The sequence below is a fragment of the Lysobacter auxotrophicus genome, from assembly GCF_027924565.1.
Lineage (GTDB): Bacteria > Pseudomonadota > Gammaproteobacteria > Xanthomonadales > Xanthomonadaceae > Lysobacter_J > Lysobacter_J auxotrophicus.
The window spans coordinates 2,645,007-2,667,689 of sequence record NZ_AP027041.1; the positions used below are offsets into that span (position 1 = coordinate 2,645,007).

The 22,683-nt window shown below is 68.0% G+C and carries 22 protein-coding genes and 1 pseudogene; 8 read left to right on the forward strand and 15 right to left on the reverse strand.

Going from position 1 to position 22,683, the window contains the following annotated elements; translation table 11 throughout:
* Nucleotides 1-40: 40 nt before the first annotated feature.
* The 7 genes from argC to LA521A_RS11905 form a co-directional block, all read right to left on the reverse strand.
* A complete protein-coding gene (gene argC / locus LA521A_RS11875; protein WP_281779113.1) occupies nucleotides 41-1,009 on the reverse strand; it encodes an N-acetyl-gamma-glutamyl-phosphate reductase in 969 nt (322 codons plus the stop codon).
* Nucleotides 1,006-1,629 carry a GNAT family N-acetyltransferase gene (locus tag LA521A_RS11880; protein ID WP_281779114.1) on the reverse strand — a complete coding sequence of 208 codons (624 nt, stop codon included), beginning with the start codon at nucleotides 1,627-1,629 and terminating at the stop codon, nucleotides 1,006-1,008. The genes argC and LA521A_RS11880 overlap by 4 nt, the downstream gene beginning before the upstream one ends.
* 7 nt (nucleotides 1,630-1,636) lie before the next feature.
* Complete coding sequence (locus LA521A_RS11885; RefSeq protein WP_281782081.1) at nucleotides 1,637-2,902, reverse strand: acetylglutamate kinase; 1,266 nt, start codon at nucleotides 2,900-2,902, stop codon at nucleotides 1,637-1,639.
* Between the two features lie 141 nt (nucleotides 2,903-3,043).
* Nucleotides 3,044-4,129, reverse strand: coding sequence for an acetylornithine deacetylase (locus LA521A_RS11890; protein WP_281779115.1), 1,086 nt, complete (start codon nucleotides 4,127-4,129; stop codon nucleotides 3,044-3,046).
* 75 nt (nucleotides 4,130-4,204) lie between these two features.
* Nucleotides 4,205-5,452, reverse strand: a complete 1,248-nt coding sequence (locus tag LA521A_RS11895) for an argininosuccinate synthase (protein ID WP_281779116.1) — start codon at nucleotides 5,450-5,452, stop codon at nucleotides 4,205-4,207.
* Nucleotides 5,453-5,522: 70 nt separating this feature from the next.
* Nucleotides 5,523-6,542, reverse strand: a complete 1,020-nt coding sequence (locus tag LA521A_RS11900; RefSeq protein ID WP_281779117.1) for an N-acetylornithine carbamoyltransferase — start codon at nucleotides 6,540-6,542, stop codon at nucleotides 5,523-5,525.
* 399 nt (nucleotides 6,543-6,941) lie between these two features.
* Nucleotides 6,942-7,379, reverse strand: a complete 438-nt coding sequence (locus LA521A_RS11905; protein WP_425494597.1) for a hypothetical protein — start codon at nucleotides 7,377-7,379, stop codon at nucleotides 6,942-6,944.
* 220 nt (nucleotides 7,380-7,599) lie between these two features.
* Between LA521A_RS11905 and cysS the strand changes: the two are divergent.
* The 5 genes and pseudogenes from cysS to LA521A_RS11925 form a co-directional block, all read left to right on the forward strand.
* A pseudogene (gene cysS / locus LA521A_RS11910) lies at nucleotides 7,600-8,946 on the forward strand (cysteine--tRNA ligase); the annotation flags it as partial.
* Between the two features lie 27 nt (nucleotides 8,947-8,973).
* Entirely contained in the window at nucleotides 8,974-9,156 is a 183-nt protein-coding gene (locus tag LA521A_RS18945) for a KTSC domain-containing protein (RefSeq protein WP_343226717.1), read from the forward strand.
* Nucleotides 9,157-9,197: 41 nt separating this feature from the next.
* Entirely contained in the window at nucleotides 9,198-9,650 is a 453-nt protein-coding gene (locus tag LA521A_RS11915; protein WP_281779119.1) for a SufE family protein, read from the forward strand.
* A gap of 10 nt (nucleotides 9,651-9,660) precedes the next feature.
* Nucleotides 9,661-10,932 carry an MFS transporter gene (locus tag LA521A_RS11920; protein ID WP_425494510.1) on the forward strand — a complete coding sequence of 424 codons (1,272 nt, stop codon included), beginning with the start codon at nucleotides 9,661-9,663 and terminating at the stop codon, nucleotides 10,930-10,932.
* 16 nt (nucleotides 10,933-10,948) lie between these two features.
* Nucleotides 10,949-11,365, forward strand: coding sequence for a GNAT family N-acetyltransferase (locus LA521A_RS11925; RefSeq protein ID WP_281779120.1), 417 nt, complete (start codon nucleotides 10,949-10,951; stop codon nucleotides 11,363-11,365).
* Here LA521A_RS11925 and LA521A_RS11930 read toward each other — a convergent pair.
* Nucleotides 11,362-11,820, reverse strand: coding sequence for a nucleoside deaminase (locus LA521A_RS11930; RefSeq protein WP_281779121.1), 459 nt, complete (start codon nucleotides 11,818-11,820; stop codon nucleotides 11,362-11,364). The two genes, LA521A_RS11925 and LA521A_RS11930, sit on opposite strands and share 4 nt — an antisense overlap.
* 233 nt (nucleotides 11,821-12,053) lie before the next feature.
* Nucleotides 12,054-13,160 (reverse strand): RNA polymerase-binding protein DksA, encoded by a 1,107-nt coding sequence (gene dksA, locus LA521A_RS11935; RefSeq protein WP_281779122.1) that lies wholly within the window; start codon nucleotides 13,158-13,160, stop codon nucleotides 12,054-12,056.
* 276 nt (nucleotides 13,161-13,436) lie between these two features.
* Between dksA and yidD the strand changes: the two genes are divergently transcribed.
* From yidD to LA521A_RS11950, 3 genes are read left to right on the forward strand one after another with little or no spacing between them, the layout of a single operon-like run.
* Nucleotides 13,437-13,685, forward strand: a complete 249-nt coding sequence (gene yidD / locus LA521A_RS11940; protein ID WP_157030615.1) for a membrane protein insertion efficiency factor YidD — start codon at nucleotides 13,437-13,439, stop codon at nucleotides 13,683-13,685.
* Complete coding sequence (locus LA521A_RS11945; RefSeq protein ID WP_281779123.1) at nucleotides 13,670-15,016, forward strand: dihydroorotase; 1,347 nt, start codon at nucleotides 13,670-13,672, stop codon at nucleotides 15,014-15,016. Before yidD ends, LA521A_RS11945 begins: the two co-directional genes overlap by 16 nt.
* Entirely contained in the window at nucleotides 15,013-15,894 is an 882-nt protein-coding gene (locus tag LA521A_RS11950) for a M23 family metallopeptidase (RefSeq protein WP_281779124.1), read from the forward strand. Before LA521A_RS11945 ends, LA521A_RS11950 begins: the two co-directional genes overlap by 4 nt.
* Nucleotides 15,895-16,098: 204 nt before the next feature.
* Here the strand turns inward: LA521A_RS11950 and LA521A_RS11955 are convergent, their stop codons facing one another.
* The 6 genes from LA521A_RS11955 to LA521A_RS11980 all read right to left on the reverse strand — a co-directional run bounded on the left by LA521A_RS11955 (nucleotide 16,099) and on the right by LA521A_RS11980 (nucleotide 22,542).
* Nucleotides 16,099-17,790, reverse strand: a complete 1,692-nt coding sequence (locus LA521A_RS11955) for a GGDEF domain-containing protein (RefSeq protein ID WP_281779125.1) — start codon at nucleotides 17,788-17,790, stop codon at nucleotides 16,099-16,101.
* Between the two features lie 143 nt (nucleotides 17,791-17,933).
* Nucleotides 17,934-18,869 carry a GTP cyclohydrolase FolE2 gene (folE2, locus tag LA521A_RS11960; protein ID WP_281779126.1) on the reverse strand — a complete coding sequence of 312 codons (936 nt, stop codon included), beginning with the start codon at nucleotides 18,867-18,869 and terminating at the stop codon, nucleotides 17,934-17,936.
* 140 nt (nucleotides 18,870-19,009) lie between these two features.
* Nucleotides 19,010-19,732 (reverse strand): phytoene/squalene synthase family protein, encoded by a 723-nt coding sequence (locus tag LA521A_RS11965; RefSeq protein WP_281779127.1) that lies wholly within the window; start codon nucleotides 19,730-19,732, stop codon nucleotides 19,010-19,012.
* Nucleotides 19,729-20,412 carry a phosphoglycolate phosphatase gene (locus tag LA521A_RS11970; RefSeq protein WP_281779128.1) on the reverse strand — a complete coding sequence of 228 codons (684 nt, stop codon included), beginning with the start codon at nucleotides 20,410-20,412 and terminating at the stop codon, nucleotides 19,729-19,731. The genes LA521A_RS11965 and LA521A_RS11970 overlap by 4 nt, the downstream gene beginning before the upstream one ends.
* Nucleotides 20,412-21,137: a bifunctional 2-polyprenyl-6-hydroxyphenol methylase/3-demethylubiquinol 3-O-methyltransferase UbiG gene (gene ubiG / locus LA521A_RS11975; RefSeq protein WP_281779129.1), complete on the reverse strand. Its 726-nt coding sequence runs from the start codon at nucleotides 21,135-21,137 to the stop codon at nucleotides 20,412-20,414. Before ubiG ends, LA521A_RS11970 begins: the two co-directional genes overlap by 1 nt.
* Nucleotides 21,138-21,198: 61 nt before the next feature.
* Complete coding sequence (locus LA521A_RS11980; RefSeq protein WP_281779130.1) at nucleotides 21,199-22,542, reverse strand: TRZ/ATZ family hydrolase; 1,344 nt, start codon at nucleotides 22,540-22,542, stop codon at nucleotides 21,199-21,201.
* Between the last annotated feature and the right edge of the window lie 141 nt (nucleotides 22,543-22,683).

Here is a 22,683-nt window from a genome sequence, read left to right on the forward strand (position 1 = left end):
ATCTTCGTACTCGTCCGCGCTGGCGCGGACGTCGCTGGAACTATGCCGCGTGACGCACCTGCGGAACGCCCCGGTTCTCGTCGAAACCGAACGCCAGGTTGAGGTTCTGCAGCGCCTGCGTTGCCGCGCCCTTGAGCAGGTTGTCCTCGGTCGCGACCACGATCAGGCGACGGCCATCGGGCGACAGCGTGAATCCGCCGATCTCCACGTGATGCCGCCCGGCGATGCGGCTCACCCACGGCGCATCGTCGAGCACGTCGACGAGCGGCTCGCCCGCGTAGCGCTCGCGATAGCGTGCCATTACGGCGTCGCGTTCGAAGGCCGTGGAAAGCGGCAGATTTGCGGTGATGGTCAAACCGCGGAAGTGCGGCGCGACGTGCGGCAGGAACTGCACCTCGTGGCCGAGCTGCCGCGTGACCTCGCGTTCGTGCACGTGGTTGGTCAGCGCGTATGGCATCAGGTTGTCGCGCAGTTTATCGGGATCGTTCTTGTCCGACGGCGACGTGCCCGCGCCCGAATAACCCGACACGCCGAAGCACTGTACCGGGCCGGCAAGCGCATCGAGCATCGGCGCCACGGCAAGCTGCATCGCCGTCGCGTAACAGCCGGGATTGCTGATGCGACGCTGGCCGGCGTACTTCGCGCGCGTGAGTTCAGGCAGGCCGTAGTACCACGCGTCGTCGAAGCGGTAGTCGGCCGAGAGATCGACGATCACGGGATCCATGCCTGCCGCGTCGAATGCCGCCACCGCCGAGGCCGCCTTCCCGTTCGGTAGCGCGAGCACGACGGCGTCGGCACCAAAATTCGGCAGTTCGTCGTTGGACGGCGACACATAACGCAGCCCGGGATCGATGCCCACCACGCCTTCGAACTGATCGGCGACGCGGTGGCCGACGAGTTCGCGCGAGGACACGAACGCGAGTTCGAAATCCGGGTGGCCGGCGATGAGCCGGATGAGTTCGGCGCCGACGTATCCACGCGCGCCGACGATGCCAACGGACCTGCTCACGCGTGGTCGCTCCCCTGTTCGTGTTGTTGCAGCCGGTGCTGGAGATTGCGCTTCACCGCCGGCCATTCGGATTCGATGATGGAAAAGGCCACCGTGTCTCGCACGCTGCCGTCGGCATGGCGGCGGTGGCTGCGCAGCACGCCGTCCTGCTTCGCGCCCAGGCGCGCGATGGCCGCGCGCGAGGCGTGGTTGAACCAGCTGGTTTCGAAGCCCACGCACACGCAGCCCATCGTCTCGAACGCGTGCGTGAGCAGCAACAGCTTGGCCTGCGTGTTCAGCCCGGTGCGCTGCACGCGCGGGGCATAGAACGTGTAGCCGATCTGCACGCGCGGGACAGCCGGATCGAGGTCGTAGAAACGCGTGCAGCCGACCACTTCGCCGTGCGCGTCGTGCACGGCGAATGCGAGGGCACGGCCCTGCGACTGCATCTGGAGCGCCGAGGCGATGTAGGCCTCCACGTCCTGCGGCGCGGGCACGTTCGTGTACCACAGGCGCGACAGCTCGCCATCGCCGAGCGCGTCGCGCAGGCCGGTGGCGTGCTGCGCGCGCAGCGGTTCCAACGCGACATGCTGGCCGCGCAGGTTGGGAACGGTGTTCCAGTGGTCGACTTGCGCGCCCATCGCGTCATCAGTCCTTCAACGTCGCGGTGCGTCCGCCGGAGTGCGCCACGCAGCGGGCGATCTCGTCGAACGATTCAATGCCATACCAGAACACCTTCCACTTTTCCTGCTTCAGGCAGCCATCGGACTCGGCGTAATAAAACGGATTGACCGGGTTGCCGTGCCGCGAGCGCCAGAACAGGCGCGGGTTCTGTTCGCGCATCACCTGCCAGACCGCGCGGCCGAGTCCCTCGCCCTGCGCTTCGTCGAGCACGGCGAACTTGTCCAGATAGATGCCGGCATCCTCGCTGGTGAGGATCACCGCCGCGCGATAGTTCTCGCTCACGTACGCGCGATGCAGCGTAGTGCGCTCGAAGTAGTCCGGCAGCAGACGGCGGCCGAATGCGGATTCGATGAGTTCGCGCAAACGTTCGAGGTCGAGCTCGTCCCACTTCGACACCTGCAGCACGCGTTCGCCGCGACGCACCAGCGTGCCCGAGCCCTTGTGCGTGAACAGCTCCTTCGCCAGCTCGCTCGGCTTGGTGATCGAGACCGAGGAGGTCAGCGGCAGCTTGTCGAGCAGGTCCTTGATCTGCTCGATCTTCACGCGCATGCCACCGTTGATCCACGGCTGCGACATCAGGTGGTCGTACTCGGTCGACAGGTTGATCGAATCGATCACCCGGCCGTTGTCGTCGAGCAGGCCGCCGGTGCCGGTGAGGAAGACGATCTTGTACGGCTGCAGCTTCTGCACCAGTTCGTTGGCGGCGAAGTCGGCATTGACGTTGAGGATCTGCCCGGACGCGGTTTCGCCCAGGCTTGCGATCACCGGAATCGAGCCCGCACGCAGGCTGGCTTCGATCGGCGCGAGGTTCACGCGCTTCACTTCGCCGACCAGCCCGTAGGTGTCGCGGTCGAGGTAGTCGGATTCGAACACGCCCGAGACGATCGACGTCGCGCGCGCATCGAACGCCTGCAGCGCTTCGACGAGTTTCAGGTTCTGCGACTGGAACACGCGTCGCACGATCGCGAGCGCTTCGGGCGAGGTGACGCGCAGGCCGTTGACCGTCTGCTTGACGATGCCGGCGGCGGACAGTTCCTCGTCCAGCTGCGGGCCGGCGCCGTGGATGACGATGGGGGTGAGCCCCACGTCCTGCAGGAACGCGAGCGATGAGGTCAGCGCTTCGAGGTCGTCGCGCAGCACCGCGCCGCCGACCTTCACCACGGCGAAGCGCTTGGCGTCCAGCTGCGAGAAGCGCTTGAGGTATTGCGAGATTTCCTTCGCGCTGGCCATGCTCGAAAGCAGGCGCACGATGGTCTGGCGGGTCTGGATGTCTCGTGTGTCGTTCACGTGGTGCTGTCCTGTAGCCCGGGTAAGCGCAGCCCACCCGGGAATCGCGGCGCCGATGCGGCTGGTTGCCGCATCGCGCTGCAGTCAATGTTCGAGGATGCGGGTTACCGATTCGGTATAGCGCTGCAACTGCTCCAGCGCGACCCATTCGTCGGCGGTATGCGCCTGCGCGATGTCGCCGGGGCCGTAGACGATCGCGGTGAGGCCGGCGGCAGAGAACAGCGACGCTTCGGTCCAGAAATCCACCGCATTGCCGATCGGCAAACCCAGCGCGTCGGCGAGGTCGCGCGCCTCCAGGCGGCGATTCTCCGCATCGGCGATGTCGCCCGACGGCAGCGACGGACCGCGGAAGGTTTCCTCGTAGCGCTCCACCGCGCCGGCTTCGACCAGCGTGCCGAAACGCTCGTGCAGCGCATCGATCGACATCGACGGCAGCGGGCGAAACCCAAAACGCAGCTCGGCGCTGGGCGCGATCATGTTCGCCTTGATCCCGCCTTCCACGCGGCCGATGTTGAAGCGCAGGCCCGTCAAACCACCGAAACGCTGGTGCGCCTGGCTTTCGACGAAATCCAGCGCGTGGCCGCCCCAGCGGATCGCCTGATGCAACGCGCTGGCCTGCATCGCGTTCGCGCCCGATGCATGCCCGGCGATGCCGCGGAACTTCATCAGCACCGAACTGATGCCGCGGTGCGCGAGCACCGCCTCGCACTTCGTCGGCTCGGCGACGATCACGTCCTGGAACGCATGCGCGGTGGCGAGGAACGCCGCGATGCAGCGGGCATCGTTGGCTTCCTCGTCGGTGGAGAACAGGAACGCGGCATCGCCCTTCGTGCGCGATGCCGCGGTGACCAGCCCCGCGGCGGCGCCCTTGATGTCGCACGCGCCCAGGCCGATGGCCCGGTCGCCGGTGACGCGCAGCACGTGCGGATCGGCGCTCCACGCTTCCGACGACGGCACGGTGTCCAGGTGCACGTTGAACAGGCGGTTCGGATTGCCGCGCACCGCGAGCATCGACACGGCGCCGGCACCGTGGTCGACGACCTCGATGCGGAAGCCGTGAAGCTGCGTGCGCAGGTAATCGAAAATGCCGCCCGTGCCGATATCGCGCGGCGGGTTGCGCGTGTCGAAGGACACCAGCGCGTCGAGATGTTGGAGGGTCTGGTCGAGCATGTCGTATGCGGGAGTGAGTGGAGAGGAATGGGGAGCGAGCCGTTTCGCCCGCTTCCCGCTGCTGTTCCTCGCGTTTCAGCCCTTCCGGTTGACCTCGGCCCACAGGGTGCTGCTCATGCCGAACAGCTTGATGAAGCCTTCGGCCTCCGCCACGCCCCAGTCGGCCGCCTGCGCGTAGGTCGCGCCCTTAGCATTGAGGATGTGCCTGGAGTCGATCGCCACCGCGGTGACGTTGCCGCCCTGCGTTTCCAGCGTGACTTCGCCGTTGACGGTCGACTGGCTCGACTGCAGGAACGCTTCCAGGTCGGTCTTCAGCGGATCGTGGAAGAAGCCTTCGTACACCAGCTCCACCCACTTGCGCGCGACTTCGGGCTTGAAGCGGTTCTGCTGCTTGCTCAGCACGGCTTCCTCCAGCGCGCGATGCGCGGCGAGCAGCGCAGTCAGGCCCGGCGCTTCGAAGATGATGCGGCCCTTCAGGCCGATCGTCGTGTCGCCCGTGTACAAACCGCGGCCCACGCCGTACTGCGCGAACAGGCCGTTGAGCTTGGCGAGCATCGCATGGCCTTCGATCTTCTGGCCGTCGAGCGTCACCGCTTCCCCGTTGACGAAGCCGATCTTCACGCGCAGCGGCTGCGTCGGCCATTCGCTGCGCGGCTTGCACCAGCCGATCGCGCCTTCGCCCGGCGCCTGCCAGCGGTCGATCTCGCCGCCGGACATCGTCAGGCCCAGCAGGTTCTCGTTGATCGTGTACGCCTTCTGCTTGGCGCGAACGCCGAAACCGCGGTCTTCGAGGTACTTCTGTTCGTAGGCGCGGACCTCGGTGTGTTCCTTCTGGATCTCGCGGATCGGCGCCACGATTTCATAGTCGCCCAGCGCCTTCACCGCCAGGTCGAAACGCACCTGGTCGTTGCCCATGCCCGTGCAGCCGTGCGCGATGGCCTTGGTGCCCAGCTCGTTGCAACGCTTCAGCGCGGCATCGACGATGAGATAACGATCCGACACCAGCAGCGGATACTGCGACTGGTAGCCTTCGCCCGCCCACACGAACGGCTTGACGAAGCCTTCCCAGATCGCCGGGCCGCCGTCGACGGTGACGTGCGAGGCCACGCCGAGCTCCGCGGCGCGCTGTTCGATGAAGGCGCGTTCTTCCGCGTCCACGCCGCCGGTGTCGGCGAACACGGTGTGCACGTTCCAGCCGCGCTCCTTCAGGTACGGAACGCAGAAGCTGGTGTCGAGGCCGCCGGAGAAGGCGAGGACGATGTCCCTGGCGCCATGACTCGGGGTTTGGGATTCGGGATTCGTGGAAGCGTTCTGCTGGGACATGGGGGGCTCTATTTCGAAGAGAGGTGGAGAACTGGATCGCGACTGTTTTTTCGAAATCGCAATTAGCGAATCACGAATCACGGCCCTGCATCAGCGCGGCCATGATGGCCTTCTGCACGTGCAGGCGATTCTCGGCTTCGTCAATGGCGATGCACTGCGGCGAATCCATCACCGCGTCGGTGGCCTTCACGTTCCGGCGCAGCGGCAGGCAGTGGCTGAAGACGCCGTTGTTGGTCAGCGCCATCTTCGCCTCGTCGACGATAAAGTGCTTGAACTCCTCGCGGATAGGCTTTTCCGGCTCCCAGTTGCCGAAGAACGGCAGCGCGCCCCAGCTCTTCGCGTACACGACGTCGGCGCCGTTGTACGCGCTTTCGATGTCGTGGCTGACGCGGAACGAACCGCCGCTCTCGGCGACGTTGCGCTCCGCCCAGCCGATGTAGCGATCATCCAGCACGTATTGCGGCGTGGGACACAGCAGCGTGACGTCCATGCCCATGCGCGTGGCGATCGTCAGCGCGGAATTCGCCACGGCGGTGTTGAGCGGCTTGGGGTGGTAGGTCCAGGTCAGCACGTACTTCTTGCCGCGCAGGTCGCTCGTGCCGAAGTGCTCCTGCAGCGCGAGGATGTGCGCGAGTTCCTGGCACGGGTGCGTGATCGTCTCCATGTTGATCACCGGCACCGGCGAGTACTTCGCGAAGCTGTTGAGCACGATGTCCTGGCGGTCGTACTGCCAGTCGACGAACTTCGGGAACGCGCGCACGCCGATCAGGTCGACGTAGCGGCCCAGCACGCGCGCGACTTCGGCGATGTGCTCCTCGGTGTCGCCGTCCATGACCGTGCCGAGGTTGAACTCGATCGGCCACGCGTCCTTGCCCGGCTGCAGCACCACGGCATGGCCGCCGAGCTGGAAGGCGCCCAGTTCGAAGCTGGTGCGCGTGCGCATCGACGGATTGAAGAACACCAGCGCGATCGACTTGCCGCGGAGCTGGTCGCCGAGCTTGCTGCGCTTGAACCGCGCGGCCTGCGCGAGCAGCGCGTCGAGGTCGTCGCGCGACCAGTCCTGGGTATTGAGGAAGTGCCTGAGGGTCATCGACTGCGTTCCGGTGGGGAGTGGATCGCTGGGCCGAAAAGCAAAAAAGCCCAGCGCGTAGGCTGGGCTTTTCGTGTGTCACTTCGCCTGTTGCGAATGGCGCGTGCGACCGTCTACCCAGCGGATTGGTGGGTGTACGGTCGGCGCGCGCGCGAGGTCATCCCCGCCGCCATCCAGGCGGAGGTGAGCACGTCGGCGTCGGCGTAAAGGGGGTTCATGAGGGGGCGAATGCTCGCACGCGATGGAAGGCGGCGCAACCCATTTGTGGCGCGCAGTTGCAATGGGAAGGTTTCGGCCCCGCGGGAATGGAGCGATCCGGCAAGCCCGCGCGTCATGCCAACGTCGCGTGGGTACCCGCTTTCGCGGGGACGATGATCCGGCAAGGCACGCGGGCCGGACCTATCGGCTTCGTGGCGGCTGTACGACCGGCGTCACGGAGACGCGGATGCGCAGGCGGTTGCCCGGATCGTCCGGCAGGCGCGAGCGGTACTTGGCGCCCTTGTAGGTGTAGTCGACGTCGTAGGCGATCGGGCGTCGGAACTCGCGCTCGACCGTCACCGGCTTGCAGTCGGGGACCACCGCGGGCTTGTCGGGCTTTTCCTCGCGGCCGAGCGCTTCCTTCACCGCACCCAGGGCGCGCGACAGCTTGGAGTCGCCCTTGGCTTCCTCGCACTGTTCCTCGACCGAGCTCGCCTTCAGCGTCTGGTAGACCGGCGTCACGCGCAGCACCTGGGCGTAATCGAAGCGGACGTTCTCCGCCTGGATGACCGTGGTCTGCGTCGGTGCCGCCTGCTGCGCCTGCGCCGCTGCCGCCCACAGGACCGCCATGGCCATCACGGCGATGCGCCCCTGCGAGGGAGCCGCTTTCGCCGACAGGGACGGAACTGGAGGGGCCATCACGCTCGCAAGGTGGGGAAATGTTCAGAAAGTGTAAGCGGATACGGTGGGCCGGTTCTGAACCCCGCCTTTAGCTTGCCGCCGCCGGCCGCCTCGACCGACCCGCGTCGCGCGTCCGGGCGCTGCCGCTAGAATGGCCGGCACTTCCGGCGGTAACCCCATGAGCCTGCACCTTTTCAACAGCCTGACGCGTCGGGTCGAGCCGTTCGCGCCCCTCAATCCCGCCCGCCCGACGATGTACCTGTGCGGGCCGACGGTCTACAACTTCGTCCACATCGGCAATGCCCGCGGGCCGGTGGTGTTCGGCGTGCTGGCCGACGTGCTGCGCCGCCGCTACGGCGAGCTGGCCTACGCCCGGAACATCACCGACATCGACGACAAGATCAACAACGCCGCTCGCGAGCGCGGCGTGCCGATCTCCGAGATCACCGGCCGCTTCACCGCCGCGTACCTGGACGACATGGCCGCGCTCGGCGTGAAGCCGCAGAACATCCAGCCCGAAGCGACGGCGCACGTGCCGCAGATCATCGCGATGATCCAGCGCCTGATCGACGCCGGCCACGCCTACGAGGCCGAAGGCCACGTGCTCTTCGCGGTGGGCACCTTCGCCGGGTACGGCAAGCTCTCGCGCCGCGATCCGGAAGAACTGCTCGCCGGCGCGCGCATCGACGTCGCGCCGTACAAGCGCGACGCGGGCGATTTCGTGCTGTGGAAGCCGTCGACCGACGATCTGCCCGGCTGGGACTCCCCGTGGGGTCGGGGCCGTCCGGGCTGGCACATCGAGTGCTCGGCGATGGCCGCCGCGCATCTGGGCGAAACCATCGACATCCACGCCGGCGGCGTCGACCTGCAGTTTCCGCACCACGAGAACGAGATCGCGCAGAGCGAGTGCGCCCACGGCGGCAAGATCTTCGCCCGCTACTGGCTGCACAACGGCATGCTCAATTTCGGCGGCGCCAAGATGGCCAAGTCCGTCGGCAACATCCAGCGCGTGCACGATCTGGTCAAGCAGTATCCGCCGGAGGCGCTGCGTTTCGCGCTGCTCTCGGCGCATTACCGCCAGCCGCTGGAGTGGTCGGATGGATTGATCGAACAAAGCGTGCGCACGCTGGATCGCCTGTACGGAACGCTGCGCGATCTGGCCGATGTCGAGGCCGACGCCGCGATTCCGGCCTCGGTCGAGGCATCGCTCGACGACGACCTCAACACGCCGCAGGTGATGGCGGAGATCGCCCGCATCGCCGGCGACGCGCGCAAGGCGGAGTCGGCCAGCGATAAGGCGCGGCTGAAGTCCGAGCTGCTTGGCGCCGGCCTGGCGCTCGGGCTGCTTCAACAGGAGCCGGCGGCGTGGTTCGCGCGCGGGGCCAACATCCAGGACGCTCAGCTAGAAAACTTGATTCAACAGCGAGCCGAAGCCAAACAGGCGCGGGACTTCGCGCGAGCAGATGCGATCCGCGATCAACTGGCCGCATTCGGAGTGACGTTGAAAGACACACCGACAAAGGTGGTAGTTCAGTCGTCCGGAATCATCAGCGTGGGCTATGACGCACAAAGCAAAATATTGGAAATCGAGTTTGAAAGCGGCGCCGTTTATAAGTACTTCGACGTCTCCCCTGATCTGCACGCTGGGCTAATAAATGCCGCATCAAAGGGAGCGTATTTTGCCGATCACCTCCGATGGGCATTCGACTACGAAATGGTCAGGTCTTCACGCTGATTTGAAGCTGCGGACGCTGTTAGAGCATTAAAATCGAAACAATGAACGCCATCGCCTCCCCCACCAGCCCGTTCCCGCTCGAAGCCAGCACGCACGATGCGCAGCAGGCCATTCGCGATGAGTTCGCTTTCTTCGGCGACTGGTCGGAGCGCTACCAGTACCTGATCGACCTCGGCCGCAAGCTGCCGGACCTGCCTGCGGAGTGGAAGACGGAGGAACATCGCCTGCACGGCTGCCAGTCGATGGTGTGGATCGTCGCGCAGGGCGATGCCGATCGCCTCGATTTCCACGCCATCAGCGACTCGGCGATCGTCTCGGGCCTGATCTACCTCGCCCTGCGCGTCTATTCGGGCCGCAGCGCGAAGGAAATCGTCGACACGGACGCCGACTACATCGCCGAGATCGGCCTGGCCAAGCACCTCTCGCCGACCCGCAGCAACGGCCTGGCCGCGCTGCTGGGCTTCATCCGCGAACGCGCCCGACAGGCCCTGTGAGCGACCGCCGGTGAGCGACGCCGCACCTGCCGACGCGCCTGCCGCTCCCGGCGTCGGCGACCTGCTGCGGAACCGCGGCTTCACCGGGCTGATGACGTATCGCCTGCTGGCGATGCTGTCGTACCAGATCGTCGCGGTCACCGTCGGCTGGCATGTGTACGAACTCACGCGCGATGCGTTCGCGCTCGGTTTGATCGGCCTGGCCGAGGTCATTCCCTACTTCTGCTTCGCGCTGTTCGCCGGCTATGCGGTGGACCACCTGCCTCGCCGCAAGCTCGGCATGGCGGCGTGCATCGGCCTGCTGCTGACGACGCTGACGCTCGCAGGCGTGGCGTCCGGCGTGTTGCCGGCGGGGACTTCGTCGTTCGGCACCTTGACCATCTACGCGGCCATCGCGGTGAACGGCGTGGTGCGCGCGTTCCTCGCGCCGGTGTACATGTCGCTGTTCGCGCGCGTGCTCAAGCGCGAGCAGTTCGTGCGCGGCGCGGGCGTGAGCAGCGTGGTCATGCAGTCGGGCCTGGTGCTCGGCCCGGCGGCCGGCGGACTGCTGGTGGCGTGGGGCGGCAAGAGCGCGGCCTACCTGGTGGCGGCAGCGTTCGCCGCGGCGGCGGCCATCGCCGTCATCACGATCCGCGTGACCGAACCGCCCCTGCCCGCCGAACGCGCGCCCATCTTCAAGAGCATCGGCGAAGGCCTGAACTTCGTCTTCAAGACGCAGGTCGTGCTCGGCGCGCAGGCGCTGGACATGTTCTCGGTGCTGTTCGGCGGCGCGGTCGCCCTGCTGCCGGCGTTCATCAGCGAAATCCTGCACTACGGGCCCGAAGCGCTCGGCCTGCTGCGCGCAGCGCCGGCGGCGGGCGCCGTGCTGATGGGCATCTACCTCGCGCGACGCCCGCTGCAGCGCCACGCCGGACGTGTGCTGCTGATCGCAGTCGCGGGCTTCGGCCTCAGCATCATCGGCTTCGCGTTGTCGCGGGAGCTGTGGGTGTCGGCGCTGATGCTGATGCTCTCTGGCATGTGCGACGGCGTGTCGGTCGTGCTGCGCTCGACGATCCTCCAGCTCGCCACGCCCGACCATCTGCGCGGCCGCGTGTCGTCGATCAACGGCATCTTCATCGGCTCGTCCAACGAGCTGGGCGCGTTCGAGTCGGGCGTCGCGGCGCGGCTGATGGGCCTGGTGCCGTCACTGATCTTCGGCGGTTGCATGACGCTGGCGGTCGTCGGCGCGACGGCGAGGCTGGCGCCGAAACTGCGCCGGCTGGACCTGCGCGATTTGCACTGAGCGCCGGCGAATCCGCATGGCCGACATCACCAACGCGAGCGAGCTGGAAACGCATCGCATCTGCGAAGGCCTGCAGGCGTTCAACCGCGCGGTGGTGGGGTCGATCGAATCCACGCCGATCCAGCTCGCCGCCCGTGACGAGGCAGGCGAACTGCTGGGCGGCATCGTCGGCGACGTGCTGCTTGGATGGCTCGAAATCCACGTCCTCTGGCTGCGCGACGACGCGCGTGCGCACGGGCACGGCGCTGCGTTGCTGCACGCATGCGAGCGGCGCGCGATGCAGGTGGGCGCGCACTCGGCGCGACTGGACACCTTCGACTGGCAGGCCGAGGCGTTCTATCGCCGCCACGGTTACGAGCGCTTTGCAGTGCTCGACCGTTATCCCGACGCACACACGCGCGTTTTCATGCGCAAGTCGCTCGCGACGGATTAACCGCGTCCCGCGGCCCACGCCTCGTACAAGCCGCCCTCGCCCGCTGGCCGCAGCGCTTGGAGCGCAAGCGTCTGTTGTGCCGGCGGCCGCGCCATCTGCGCATAGACCGCGGCGGTGGACAGCCCGAACGGCTCGCCGTCCTCATTCGAATACGCGTAATACGCGCGCGCCACGCCGCACAGGTGCATCGCGGCCAGGCACATCGGACACGGATGGCCGCTGGCGTAGATCACCGCGCCGTCGAGGCGCGGCGAACCGGAACGCTGCGCAGCATCGCGGATCGCCAGCAGTTCGGCGTGCGCGGTGGGATCGCCGGTTTCGTGGATGCGATTGACGGCACGCGCGAGCACTTCGCCATCGCGCACGAGCACGGCGCCGAACGGGCGGCCGCCCGCGGCGACGTTCGCACGTGCGAGGTCGATGGCTTCGCGCATGAAGTCGATGGATTCGGGCATGGGCGTGGTCCGGACTTGCGGGAGGACCAGCATGCCCCTGCAGCGTCGAGCGCGCATGGACCGGATCGGGCCGCTCGCGTAGCGAAGGCCCCGGTGGCGTCATCCGTGCGAATGCGGGCGGACCGAGCCGCCTTGCCACCCCTCCGTCCAGGGAGTCTCGCGACGATGAGGCAAAGAAAAAGCCCGGCACGAGGCCGGGCTTTTCATGTCGCGATGAACGAAGGATCGGCGGATCAATCGCCCATCTGCTTCTGCAGGTGTTCCCAGCGCTCCTGCGCGTCGATGGTGCGCTCGGCGGTGAGGCGCGCTTCCAGGCGCTCCAGGCCGATTTCCTCGCCCGTGTCGACGCAGTAGCCGTAATCGCCCGAATCCACGCGCTTGAGCGTGCTGTCGATCTTGCTGATCAGCTTGCGGTAGCGGTCGCGCGTGCGCAGTTCGAGCGAGTTTTCGGTCTCGCGGGTGGCGCGCTCGGCTTCGTCGCCGACGTCGCGGACTTCGTCCTTGAGGTTCTCGATCGTCTGCTTGGATTCCTCGACCAGGTCCGCACGCCACTGCAGCAGGCGCTTGCGGAAATACTCGAGCTGGAGCGGGTTCATGTATTCCTCGTCGACGCCGGGCTTGTAACCCTGCGGGACGAGCGGGCGGCCAGTGGCCTCATCTGTCTCGTACGGCACGACTTTGACCTTGCCTTTGGGCGCAGGAGTCTGCGGCTTTGCGACGACGGCCACGGCCACCTTGCCGGCCGGGCGCGGAGCGGTCTTGGTCGCGGGATTGCTTGCGGCCGCCGCTTTGGTTGCAGGCGCCTTGTTGGATACGGGTTGCGTCACTGGATTCTTGGCGACTTCTGGCTTGCTGGCGACCGGTTTCGCCGCCGGGGATTCGGCGGCCGGTCGCACTGCTGCGGGTTTCTTGACGACAGGCTTGCTCTCCGGCTTCGCGGCCGTGGGCTTGCCTTCCTGTTGGGGGGCGACCTTCGCCGGCGTGGACTTCACCGGAGGGGCGGCCTTCTTGGCGGGCGCCGGAGCCTGCTTGGCGACCGGCTTGGCTGCCGGAGCCGCCTTCTTGGCGACCACGGGCTTCTTCGTGCTGGCGACCGGCTTGGCCGGTGCCTTCTTCGCCACCGCGGCCTTCTTGGCGACGGGCTTGGTGGCGGGAGACTTCTTGGCCGGAGCGGCCTTCTTGGCCACCGGCTTCCTGGCCGGCGCAGCCTTCTTCGCGGCCGGCTTCTTCACCGCGGTCTTCTTCGCTGCGGGTTTGCTGGACGCGGCCTTCTTGGCGGCCGGCTTGACGGTCTTCTTGACGGCCTTGGCGGCCTTCTTCGCGGTTTTTTTCACTGCCACGAGCGACGTGTCCTTCTGATCCCTGAGGACCTCCGGACGACGGGTCCGAAGGCGGTGTGGAGCACAGCATGCCCCACTTCGTGTCCGCGCAGCATGACATCGCATGCATGTGCCGGACACCGTCCGCGGAGCCTCGATCGTGCTGGTTCCGCGAAGGTCGTTCGATCCGTGGATCGAACGAAAACTGGAGCCTTGTGACGGGAAAGCGCGCTGTTATACCCTGCCCCGGCACCTGCGGCAACCGCATATTCAGATGCCTGTCCGCATTAAGGAACCGTGATCGACCGTCTGCTCATCGTCCTTCTGCGAGGCTACAAGCGCTGGATCAGTCCGCTGCTTGGCCCGCGCTGCCGTTTCCATCCGACGTGCTCCGAATACGCCATGCAGGCCATCGCCCGTTTCGGCGCGTTCAAGGGCAGCTGGCTGGCGCTGCGCCGCATCCTGCGTTGCCATCCCCTTCACCCGGGCGGGATCGATCCCGTGCCGGAACCACCTTCCGGGAAAACCACATGCCATCGACACTGATCGTCAACGCCCGCCTGGTCAACGAAGGCCGCGAATTCGACGGCGACCTGCGTTTCGAGGACGGGCGGATCGCCCAGATCGGCACAGGATTGTCGGCGCGCGCGAACGACACCGTGATCGACGCCGGCGGGCGTCGCCTGCTGCCGGGCATGATCGACGACCAGGTGCACTTCCGCGAACCCGGTCTGGAATACAAGGCCGACATCGCGACGGAGTCGGCCGCGGCCGTCGCGGGCGGACTGACGTCCTTCATGGACATGCCCAACACCAACCCGCCCACGCTCGACGCCGAGGCGCTGGAGAACAAGTACCGCCGCGCCGCCGGCCGTGCCTGGGGCAACTACGGCTTCTACCTGGGCGCGAGCAACGACAACCTCGCCGCGATCCAGTCGCTGGATCCGCTCACCGCGCCGGGCATCAAGGTGTTCATGGGCGCGTCCACCGGCAACATGCTGGTGGACAACCCGGAGATCCTCGACGGCATCTTCCGCGACGCGCCGACGCCGATCATCACGCACTGCGAAGACACGCCGATGATCGATGCCGAACTCGCCCGCTACAAGGCGAAGTACGGCGACGACATCCCGGCCGCATGCCATCCAGACATCCGCTCGCGCGAAGCCTGCATGAAGTCGACGCAGCTCGCGCTGTCGCTCGCGCGCAAGCACGACACGCGCCTGCACGTGCTGCACATCAGCACGGCGGAGGAACTGGCGTTGTTCGAAACCGGCCCGCTGATCCGCGCCGACGGCAGCCGCAAGCGCATCACCGCCGAGACGTGCGTGCATTTCCTGCGCTTCGATCGCGCCGACTACGCGCGGCTGGGGCATCTGATCAAGTGCAATCCGGCGATCAAGGACGCCCGCGACCGCGAAGCGCTGATCCAGGCGCTGGCCGACGACGTGATCGACGTGCTCGCCACCGATCACGCGCCGCATACGCTGGAAGAAAAGGCCCGTCCCTACACCGGCGCACCGAGCGGCCTGCCGCTGGTGCAGTACGCGCTGGTCGCCGCGCTGGAACTGGTGCACGAAGGCCGCCTCACCACCGCGCAGGTCGTGCAGAAATTCGCACACGCGCCGGCGCAGCTGTTCGACGTGAAGGGGCGCGGTTTCCTTCGCGAAGGTTACGCGGCAGACCTCGTGCTCATCGACGACACGCCGTTCACCGTGCAGCGCGAGGACGTGCTGTCCAAGTGCGCGTGGTCGCCGTTCGAAGGCACGACGTTCCGTTCGCGCATCGCCTCGACCTGGGTCAACGGCGAACTGGCGTGGGACGGGCGGCAGCTGGTCGGCCAGCCGCGCGGCGAGCGCCTGGCGTTCGATCGATGAGGTTTGCAAGGACGATCGCGCTGTCGCTGCTGGCGATGGCGTCGACGGGCTGTGCCGCGGCACCGGTGTCGCCGGCGGTCCCCGCGGTTGCGCAGGCTTCGGCGTCGGCGAACGTGCCGGTCGATACGCGCGTCGTGTTTCCCGCGTCCGTGCAGCAGGGCTCGCTGGTGTTCGGCAAGGTGCCGGCCGATGCGCGCGTGCGCTACGGCGCGCGTGAATTGCGGCCGACGAACTACGGCACCGTGGTGTTCGGCATCGGGCGCGACGAAGCCGGCCCGGTGCGCGTGGACGTCACCACCGCCGACGGGCGCACGCAGACCGCGAGCATCGCGGTGACGCCGCGCGACTGGCCGGTCGAAAACGTGCGCGGCGTGCCGCCCAAGACGGTCGAGCCGCCGCCGGAGATCGCCGCGCGCATCGAGCGCGAACAGGCGCAGGTCACCGCCGCGCGCGGTCGCGACGACGATCGCGCCGACTTCGCGCAGGCATTCGTATGGCCGGTGAAGGGCCGCATCAGCGGCCGCTTCGGCAACCAGCGCGTCTACAACGGCGTACCGAAATCCCCGCACTCCGGCATGGACATCGCGGCCCCGACCGGCACGCCGGTGCTTGCGCCGGCATCGGGCGTGGTCACGTTCGTGGGCCCCGATCTCTACCTCACCGGCGGCACGCTGCTGCTGGACCACGGCCACGGCGTGAGCTCGAATTTCCTGCATTTGTCGCGCATCGACGTAAAAGTGGGCGATCGCGTGCAGCAGGGACAGGTGATCGGCGCGGTCGGCGCCACCGGGCGTGCGACCGGGCCGCATCTGCATTGGGGGATGAACTGGTTCGACGTGCGCGTGGATCCGTTGCTGGTGCTGGAGCGCACGCAGTAAATACGTAGATGGCGCCGCCTAGGTCGGTGCGTGGAAGGCGGTTGGAGTGCGCTTCGAAAGCAACATGGGTTCCAGCTTTCGCTGGAATGACGGAATCATTGGCTGAGGGCGTGACGGCCTGGATCCCGGCCTTCGCCGGGATGACGGAATGGAACCGCTACGACGCGTTCGCTCACCCCCGTCGTCGACGGATGGCGAAGTCACTCACACCACCGTGCTCGCCCCGTGCGAGTTCGCCGTATTCGACACTGGCGTCGCCGCCGTGGTGCGCAGGCGGGAGGCGGTGTAGCCGGTAACGCGGTCGCGGCCGGCGGCCTTGCTCGCGTACAGCGCCGCGTCGGCGCGTTCGAGGAGCTTCTCGACCGTCTCGCCGTAATGCAGCTCCGCCACGCCCAGGCTCAGCGTGGTGTTGAACAGGCGGTTTTCGATCGACAGCGGCCGGCAGTTCACCGCCGCGCGCAGGTTCTCGGCGACGCACAGCGCCTCGCGCAGCTGCGTGTCGGGCAGCACGACGAGGATTTCGTCGCCGCCGTAGCGGCCGAACAGATCGTACGTGCGCAGCCGGTTGCGCGTGCGCAGCGCGACGATCCGCAGCGTCTGGTCGCCCACGCGATGGCCGTGCGCGTCGTTGATGCGCTTGAAGAAATCGATATCGAAGAACACCACCGAAAGCGGGCGGCGACCGCGATGCGCGGCTTCGGCCAGCGCTTCCAGGCGTTCGTTGATCGCCGAACGCGTGAGCGCGCCGGTGAGCACGTCGTAGGTCGCCAGCCGGCTCGCGTGATCGCGATCGCGACGCATCTGGTGCATGTGGTCGGTCAGGCCGATGGTGAGCACCAGGCCGCCCATCGCCAGGCCGATCGGGAAGGCATATTCCATCCACTCCGGATTGCGCCAGCCGCCGAGCAGTTCGCCCACGCGCAGCAGCACCAGCGCGATCATCGGCGCCCACGACAGCACCATGAAATACGCCTCACGCTGGCGGCCCCAGGCGGCGGTGACGCTGACGGCGAAGGTCGTCGCGGCCGACACCAGGAACACCACGTTCGCCACCCACGCCAACCACGTGGCGATCGTGCCGAGGTTGGCCAGCAGCAGCACCAGCAGCGCGGCATTGCACCCGTGGAGCACGCGCATGAAGCGCGGATGCCGCTCGGGAAGATTGAGGTAGAGCGCGACGAAGCTGTTGCTCGCCACCACGCCAAGCAGGCCGAACATGCGCCCGACGCGCGGATCGGACCCGACCAGTTCGGCCAGCCACGGCAGCGCGCGCACCTCGCCGCCCACGCAGGCGAGGTAGAACGCCTGCGCGGCGAGCGTGAGCGACAGGTAGGCGTAGGTGCGCTCGCCTATTCCCACCCAGAACCCCACCGCCAGCAGCGCGAGGACCGTGAGCGTGCCCAGCACGAAGGTGCGCAGCGCGACGTGCCGCAGGTCCTGGCGGTGCACGGCGGCCAGCGGTTCGACCGCGACGGACATCGGCGTCGGCGACAGGGCGGTCACGCGGAGGTAGATCGATTCGCCGGTCGCCAGGCCCTGCGGGAGCGGGACGACGAGTGCGCGGGTCGAGAAGTCGAGGTCGGCATCGCCGCCGACCAGCGCGCGGCGCAGCGGGATCGCGTCGCCGGGGCGCCAGACTTCGACGCGGTTGAGGTAGGGAAAGCGCAGGACCAGGTTCGGCGCATCGGCCGGCTGCACCGCTTCGCGGGCGGTCAGGCGCCACCAGCGCGGGCGGCGGCTCGTCTCGTGGATGGCCTGGCCTTCGACGCTGGCGAACTCGCCCTGGTGCCGGCCGGAGAGGACTTCCAGCGGGACGGGATCGCCGTCCAGGCGGGACACGTCGAACAGCTGCGCCGACGCGGACGTCGCCACCAGCATGCCGAACGCGGCCAGCATGGCCTGCCACCACCGACGAAAGGGTTTCCCCATAACCCGTCTAGGTCCCCGAGCAAGGTCGGGGAGCATAGCGTAATGAGACGCCGGTCGCGAAACCCTCCGACGAAGGGCAGCGACGCCGGGGCCGGCGGTGCCCCGCAGCGTCAGGCCTGGGCGGCGCCCTGCCCGGTCACACGCGCGACGGCGTCGTGGGCGTGGAGGCTTTCAAAGTGCGAGACCTGGGCGTCGAAGCGCTCGATGCGCGGGTCGGCCGACAGCGCGGCGGCGACGCGGCGGGCGGCGTCTTCACAGAACATCAGGTTTTCGGCGTTGAGGCGGGCGAAGGCCTGCTCGTCCTCGCGCTTCACGGCCGTCTGGACCGGCGTGGCGAGGGCGGCTTCCAGACCGTCGATCAGCGCCGCGAGCGGCACCTCGTCAAAGGCGGGGCGCAGTTCGACGCGAACGTCGGCGCGGCTGCGCTGGGCATGCGGCGTCGCGGCCAGGCCGCGTTCGGACGCCAGCCATTCGCTCACCACGGCCGTGGACAGCGGACGCGCGGCGGCGAAATCCTCGGCGAAACGTTCGGCATTGAGCTGGCGCGACAGCGCGGCCGACGCCGGGCAGGTGCTGGAGTATTCGACCGAGAAGGCCAGCCCCAGATGCAGGTGGCCGTCGCGCAGGGTCGCGTCGATCTCGACCGGATAGCGCTTCCAGCCGGCGTTTTCGCTGGCCAGGGCACGGCGCAGCAGCAGCTGCTCGTAGCGCAGGACCAGCCGGGCGGCGCTGGAAATGCCTCCCTGCTTCTCGATGAGCGTCTGCAGCACGCGACGCAGGCCGGCGGGCGTCACCGTCTCGCTGGCGAAGGCGTTCTGCAATTGCAGGTACATGCGCGACATGTGGATGCCGCGGGCGTTGGCGTCCTTGAGGTCGACACTGACGTCGACCGAGGCGGCGACGGTGATCGCCTCGCCGTCGGGCCCGGCCACGCGGAGCGGCAGGGCGATGTTGGACATGCCGACCCAGTCGAGCGGACGCGCCGCGGCCGCGGCATCGAAGGCGACATCGGGCAGACGGCGCGGAGTGGAGGAAGTCGTGGTCACGGCGGACGATGTGGGGTTGGCGCGGGGGAGCGCAAGCCGGGCCATTGTAGCGGCCGCATCCGGACGGCCAGTCGGACAGGCTGCAACAGTCAGTTTCGACGCATCGGCGCGCCTATCGTGGCGATAGGCGCCGCGAAACCTCAGCCGCGGGCGCCACGCCAGGTCGTCCAGAGGGCCGCCCACGGCGGCAGCGGCAGCGAGGCATCGCCTCGCCGCAGGCGCTGGCGTGCGAGGGCGTTCCAGACGCGGCGCGGACGGCTGGCGTCGCCGTGCGGCCAGTGATCGAGCAGTTCCGCCGCCCAGGCCCGCGTGCTGCCCTCGCCCATCCGCGCGATGACGCTCATCGGCACCGACGCCTCACCGGTGTGCGCAAGGCGCGCCTGCAGCAGCCCGGCCTGCACGATGGCGGCATCGGCGGCGCCCGCGTCGAACAGCGCCGCTTCGATCTGCACCACCGCCTGCGCGAAGGGCGCCAACGCGGCGAAGGCGTCGTCGCGATCGCGCGGACGCTCCCGGCTGTCGCGCAACGAAGGAATCGCCGCGCCCAAGCTCGTCCACGGCGCGGCGTGCTTCTGCAGCGTGATGCCGAGCGGGTGCCGGCGCAGGCCGCGCGACCAGCCCTGCAGTTCTTCCATCCACCACGCGAGCTTCGCCTCGCCCGGGCGCGCGTCGCTGCCGCCCCAGGCCGCGTCGGTCAGCTCCTGCTGCAACGCCGCCCATGCGATGGCGATGTCGCGCTGCTGCGGCGGCACGAACGCCTGCGCGACCGCCCATTCCGGCCAGCGCGCGCGCCATTTGTCGAGGAAGCTGTCGAGCGCTTCGTCGCGTGCCGGGCCGGCGGGCTCGTGTGCGGCATCGCTCATCGCGTGGTCGGCCACGCCTGCGCGGCGATCAGTTGCGACGGCACGTCGATCATGACGTCGCCCTGCCAGGCGATCGGATCGTCCTCGTCGAGGCGATAACCCCACAGCGCGACCACCGAGGGCATGCCGGCGGCGCGCGCGGCGATGATGTCGCGCTCGTCGTCGCCGACGTACACGCAGTCTTCCGGGGCGATGCCGATGCGCTCGGCCGCGACGATGAGCGGCAGCGGATCGGGCTTGCGCGCGCTCAGCGTATCGCCGCCGATCAGCACCGCGCATCGCTGTTCCCAGCCCAGCACGGGCATCAGCTCGCGCGCGAGGTATTCGGGCTTGTTGGTGACGATGCCCCACACGCAGCCGGCGTCTTCCAGCGCGGCGAGCATCGCGTCCACGCCGTCGAAAAGCGTTCCGTGCTTGCCGAGCGCCTGCTGATAGCAGTCGAGGAATTCGGGAATCCAGCGCTCGCGTTCTTCCTCCGGTACGTCGCCGAACGCGGCCTTGACCATCGCGCGCGCGCCCTTGGACACATGCGGACGCAACGCCTCCAGCGACATCGGCGGCTGGCCGCGCGCGGCGCGCATCGCGTCGATGGCGGCGACCATGTCGGGCGCGCTGTCCAGCAGCGTTCCGTCCAGATCGAACAGCACGGCCTTCGGGAACTTCACCGCCTCGACGGCCATCAGGCGGCGTCCGGCTTCGCCGCGCAGGCGAGGTAGTTCACGTCGGTGCGCGGGATGATGCGCGCGCCGTTGCGCCACGGCTCGTACATCAGGCCGCTCACGTCTTCCAGCGACAATCCGGCCTCGCGCAGCCACGCCGCCAGTTCGTGCGGCTTGATGAAATCGCGGTACTGGTGCGTGCCGCGCGGCAGCAGGCGCGCGATGTATTCGGCGCCGACGATCGCCAGCGCGAATGCCGCCGGCGTGCGGTTCAACGTCGACAGGAACAGCTTGCCGCCCGGACGCAGCAGCGTCGCGCAGGCGCGGATGATCGAACCCGGATCGGGCACGTGCTCGAGCATTTCCATGCAGGTGATCGCATCGAACTGCCCCGCCATTTCCCCGGCGAGCGATTCGACCGACTGCAGGCGGTAATCGACCTTCACGCCCGATTCCAGGCCGTGCAGGCGCGCGACCTTCACCAGCTCCGGCGCGAGGTCCAGCGCGGTGACCTGCGCACCTTCGCGCGCCATCGCCTCGCTCAGCAGCCCCGCGCCGCAGCCGACGTCGAGCACGCGCGCACCGCGCAGCGGCATGCGCGCGGCGACGTAACCCAGGCGTGCCGGATTGAGCGCGTGCAGCGGCTTCTGCGGACCTTCGGGATCCCACCAGCGCTGCGCGAGCGCGCCGAACTTGTCGAGTTCGGACTGGGTGTAATTGGTGTCGCTGGACGTCTGGGCAGTCATGGGAGTCCTCGTTGAAGCGTCGCCCCCCGCGGGGAGGAAGGCACGAAGCGTCGTTGCGCCGTCAGGTCAAACGGATCGCCGCGATCCGCTCGCGCCACTGCCGCGCGTTGGCGACCAGCGCGGCGGCGTCCATGTCGACGAGCATGCGTTCGCGCAACTTCGCGCGGCCGGCGATCCACACGTCGCTCACCTGGTGGCGCCCGGTGGCGTAGATCAGTTGCGAGACGATGTGGTGCAGCGGCTGCGTCTCGATCTGGCCCAGGTCGACGCAGACCAGGTCGGCCTGCTTGCCCGGTTCGATCGAACCGATCGTCGCGTCGAAACCCAGCGCACGCGCGCCGCCGAGCGTGGCCGCGTGCAGCGCCGTGGCGGCATCGAACGCGGACGCGTCTTCGGCCACGGCCTTGGCGAGCAGCGCGGCGGTGCGCGTTTCGCCGAACATGTCCAGGTCGTTGTTGCTGGCGCAGCCGTCGGTGCCGATGGCGACGTTCACGCCGGCCTTCACCAGCTTGCCGACCGGGCAGAAACCCGAGGCCAGCTTGAGGTTGGATTCGGGGCAATGCACCACGCTCACGCCGCGCTGCGCGCACAGCGCGATTTCCGCGTCGGTGAGCTGCGTCATGTGCACGGCGATCAGGCGATCGTTGATCAAGCCGAGGCGGTCAAGGCGCGCGATCGGACGCTGGCCATGCTTGTCGTGCGACTCCACGACTTCCTGCGCCGTCTCGTGCGTGTGCAGGTGCACGGGGATGTCGAGCTGGTCCGACAGCATGCGGATGCGCTCGAAGTTCTCGTCCGACACGGTGTACGGCGCGTGCGGCGCGAAGGTCGTCGCCACCAGCGGGTCGTCGCGCCACTGGTCGTGCACTTCGCCGGCGCGCTCGAAATACTCCTCCGACGTCTTCGCCCACGCGGTGGGGAAATCGATCACCGGCAGACCGACGCGCGCGCGGAAACCGTGCTGCTTGTAGACCGCGGCCTGCACGTCGGGGAAGAAGTAGTTCTCGTTGGCGCAGGTGGTGCCGCCGCGGAGCATTTCGGCGATGGCCAGCGCGATGCCGTCCTCGATGAACTCCGGCCCCATCACCGCGCCTTCGACCGGCCAGATATGGCCCTGCAGCCACTCCATCAGCGGCAGGTCGTCGGCGATGCCGCGCAGCAGCGTCATCGGGTTGTGCGTGTGCGCGTTGACCAGGCCCGGCACCAACGCGGCGTCGGGACGTGAGACGTTTTCCTTCGCGGCGAAGCGCTCGCGCGCCTCGCGGATCGGCAGCACGGCGAGGATCGCGCCGTCACGAACGGCAACGGCGTGGTCTTCAAGGACCACGCCGTGCGGGACGACCGGCACGACCCAGCCGGCTTCGATCAGCAGATCGCAGGATTCGGGCGTGCGGTCGTGGGTCATGCGTTCTCGCTTTGTCTGCTCCCTCCCCTGCCTGCAGGGAAGGGTTGGGGAGGAGGCGGGCCGTGGGCGGCCCGCTTTGTTCCAGGATGACTTCCCGGTGTTTGGGGAAGGTCACGGCCCGGTTTCTTCCGGGTCGCGTGA

What these genes read in the sequence shown, in the direction of transcription:
- ubiG (WP_281779129.1), bottom strand. Translation starts at nt 21,137, where the DNA reads ATGACTGCCCAGACGTCCAGCGACACCAATTACACCCAGTCCGAACTC.
- LA521A_RS11980 (WP_281779130.1), bottom strand. Translation starts at nt 22,542, where the DNA reads ATGACCCACGACCGCACGCCCGAATCCTGCGATCTGCTGATCGAAGCC.
- LA521A_RS11900 (WP_281779117.1), bottom strand. Translation starts at nt 6,542, where the DNA reads ATGACCCTCAGGCACTTCCTCAATACCCAGGACTGGTCGCGCGACGAC.
- LA521A_RS11880 (WP_281779114.1), bottom strand. Translation starts at nt 1,629, where the DNA reads ATGGGCGCGCAAGTCGACCACTGGAACACCGTTCCCAACCTGCGCGGC.
- LA521A_RS11885 (WP_281782081.1), bottom strand. Translation starts at nt 2,902, where the DNA reads ATGGCCAGCGCGAAGGAAATCTCGCAATACCTCAAGCGCTTCTCGCAG.
- LA521A_RS11895 (WP_281779116.1), bottom strand. Translation starts at nt 5,452, where the DNA reads ATGTCCCAGCAGAACGCTTCCACGAATCCCGAATCCCAAACCCCGAGT.
- LA521A_RS11970 (WP_281779128.1), bottom strand. Translation starts at nt 20,412, where the DNA reads ATGGCCGTCGAGGCGGTGAAGTTCCCGAAGGCCGTGCTGTTCGATCTG.
- LA521A_RS11925 (WP_281779120.1), top strand. Translation starts at nt 10,949, where the DNA reads ATGGCCGACATCACCAACGCGAGCGAGCTGGAAACGCATCGCATCTGC.
- LA521A_RS11950 (WP_281779124.1), top strand. Translation starts at nt 15,013, where the DNA reads ATGAGGTTTGCAAGGACGATCGCGCTGTCGCTGCTGGCGATGGCGTCG.
- LA521A_RS11955 (WP_281779125.1), bottom strand. Translation starts at nt 17,790, where the DNA reads ATGCTGGCCGCGTTCGGCATGCTGGTGGCGACGTCCGCGTCGGCGCAG.
- LA521A_RS11890 (WP_281779115.1), bottom strand. Translation starts at nt 4,129, where the DNA reads ATGCTCGACCAGACCCTCCAACATCTCGACGCGCTGGTGTCCTTCGAC.
- LA521A_RS11930 (WP_281779121.1), bottom strand. Translation starts at nt 11,820, where the DNA reads ATGCCCGAATCCATCGACTTCATGCGCGAAGCCATCGACCTCGCACGT.
- LA521A_RS11945 (WP_281779123.1), top strand. Translation starts at nt 13,670, where the DNA reads ATGCCATCGACACTGATCGTCAACGCCCGCCTGGTCAACGAAGGCCGC.
- LA521A_RS11965 (WP_281779127.1), bottom strand. Translation starts at nt 19,732, where the DNA reads ATGAGCGATGCCGCACACGAGCCCGCCGGCCCGGCACGCGACGAAGCG.
- LA521A_RS11915 (WP_281779119.1), top strand. Translation starts at nt 9,198, where the DNA reads ATGAACGCCATCGCCTCCCCCACCAGCCCGTTCCCGCTCGAAGCCAGC.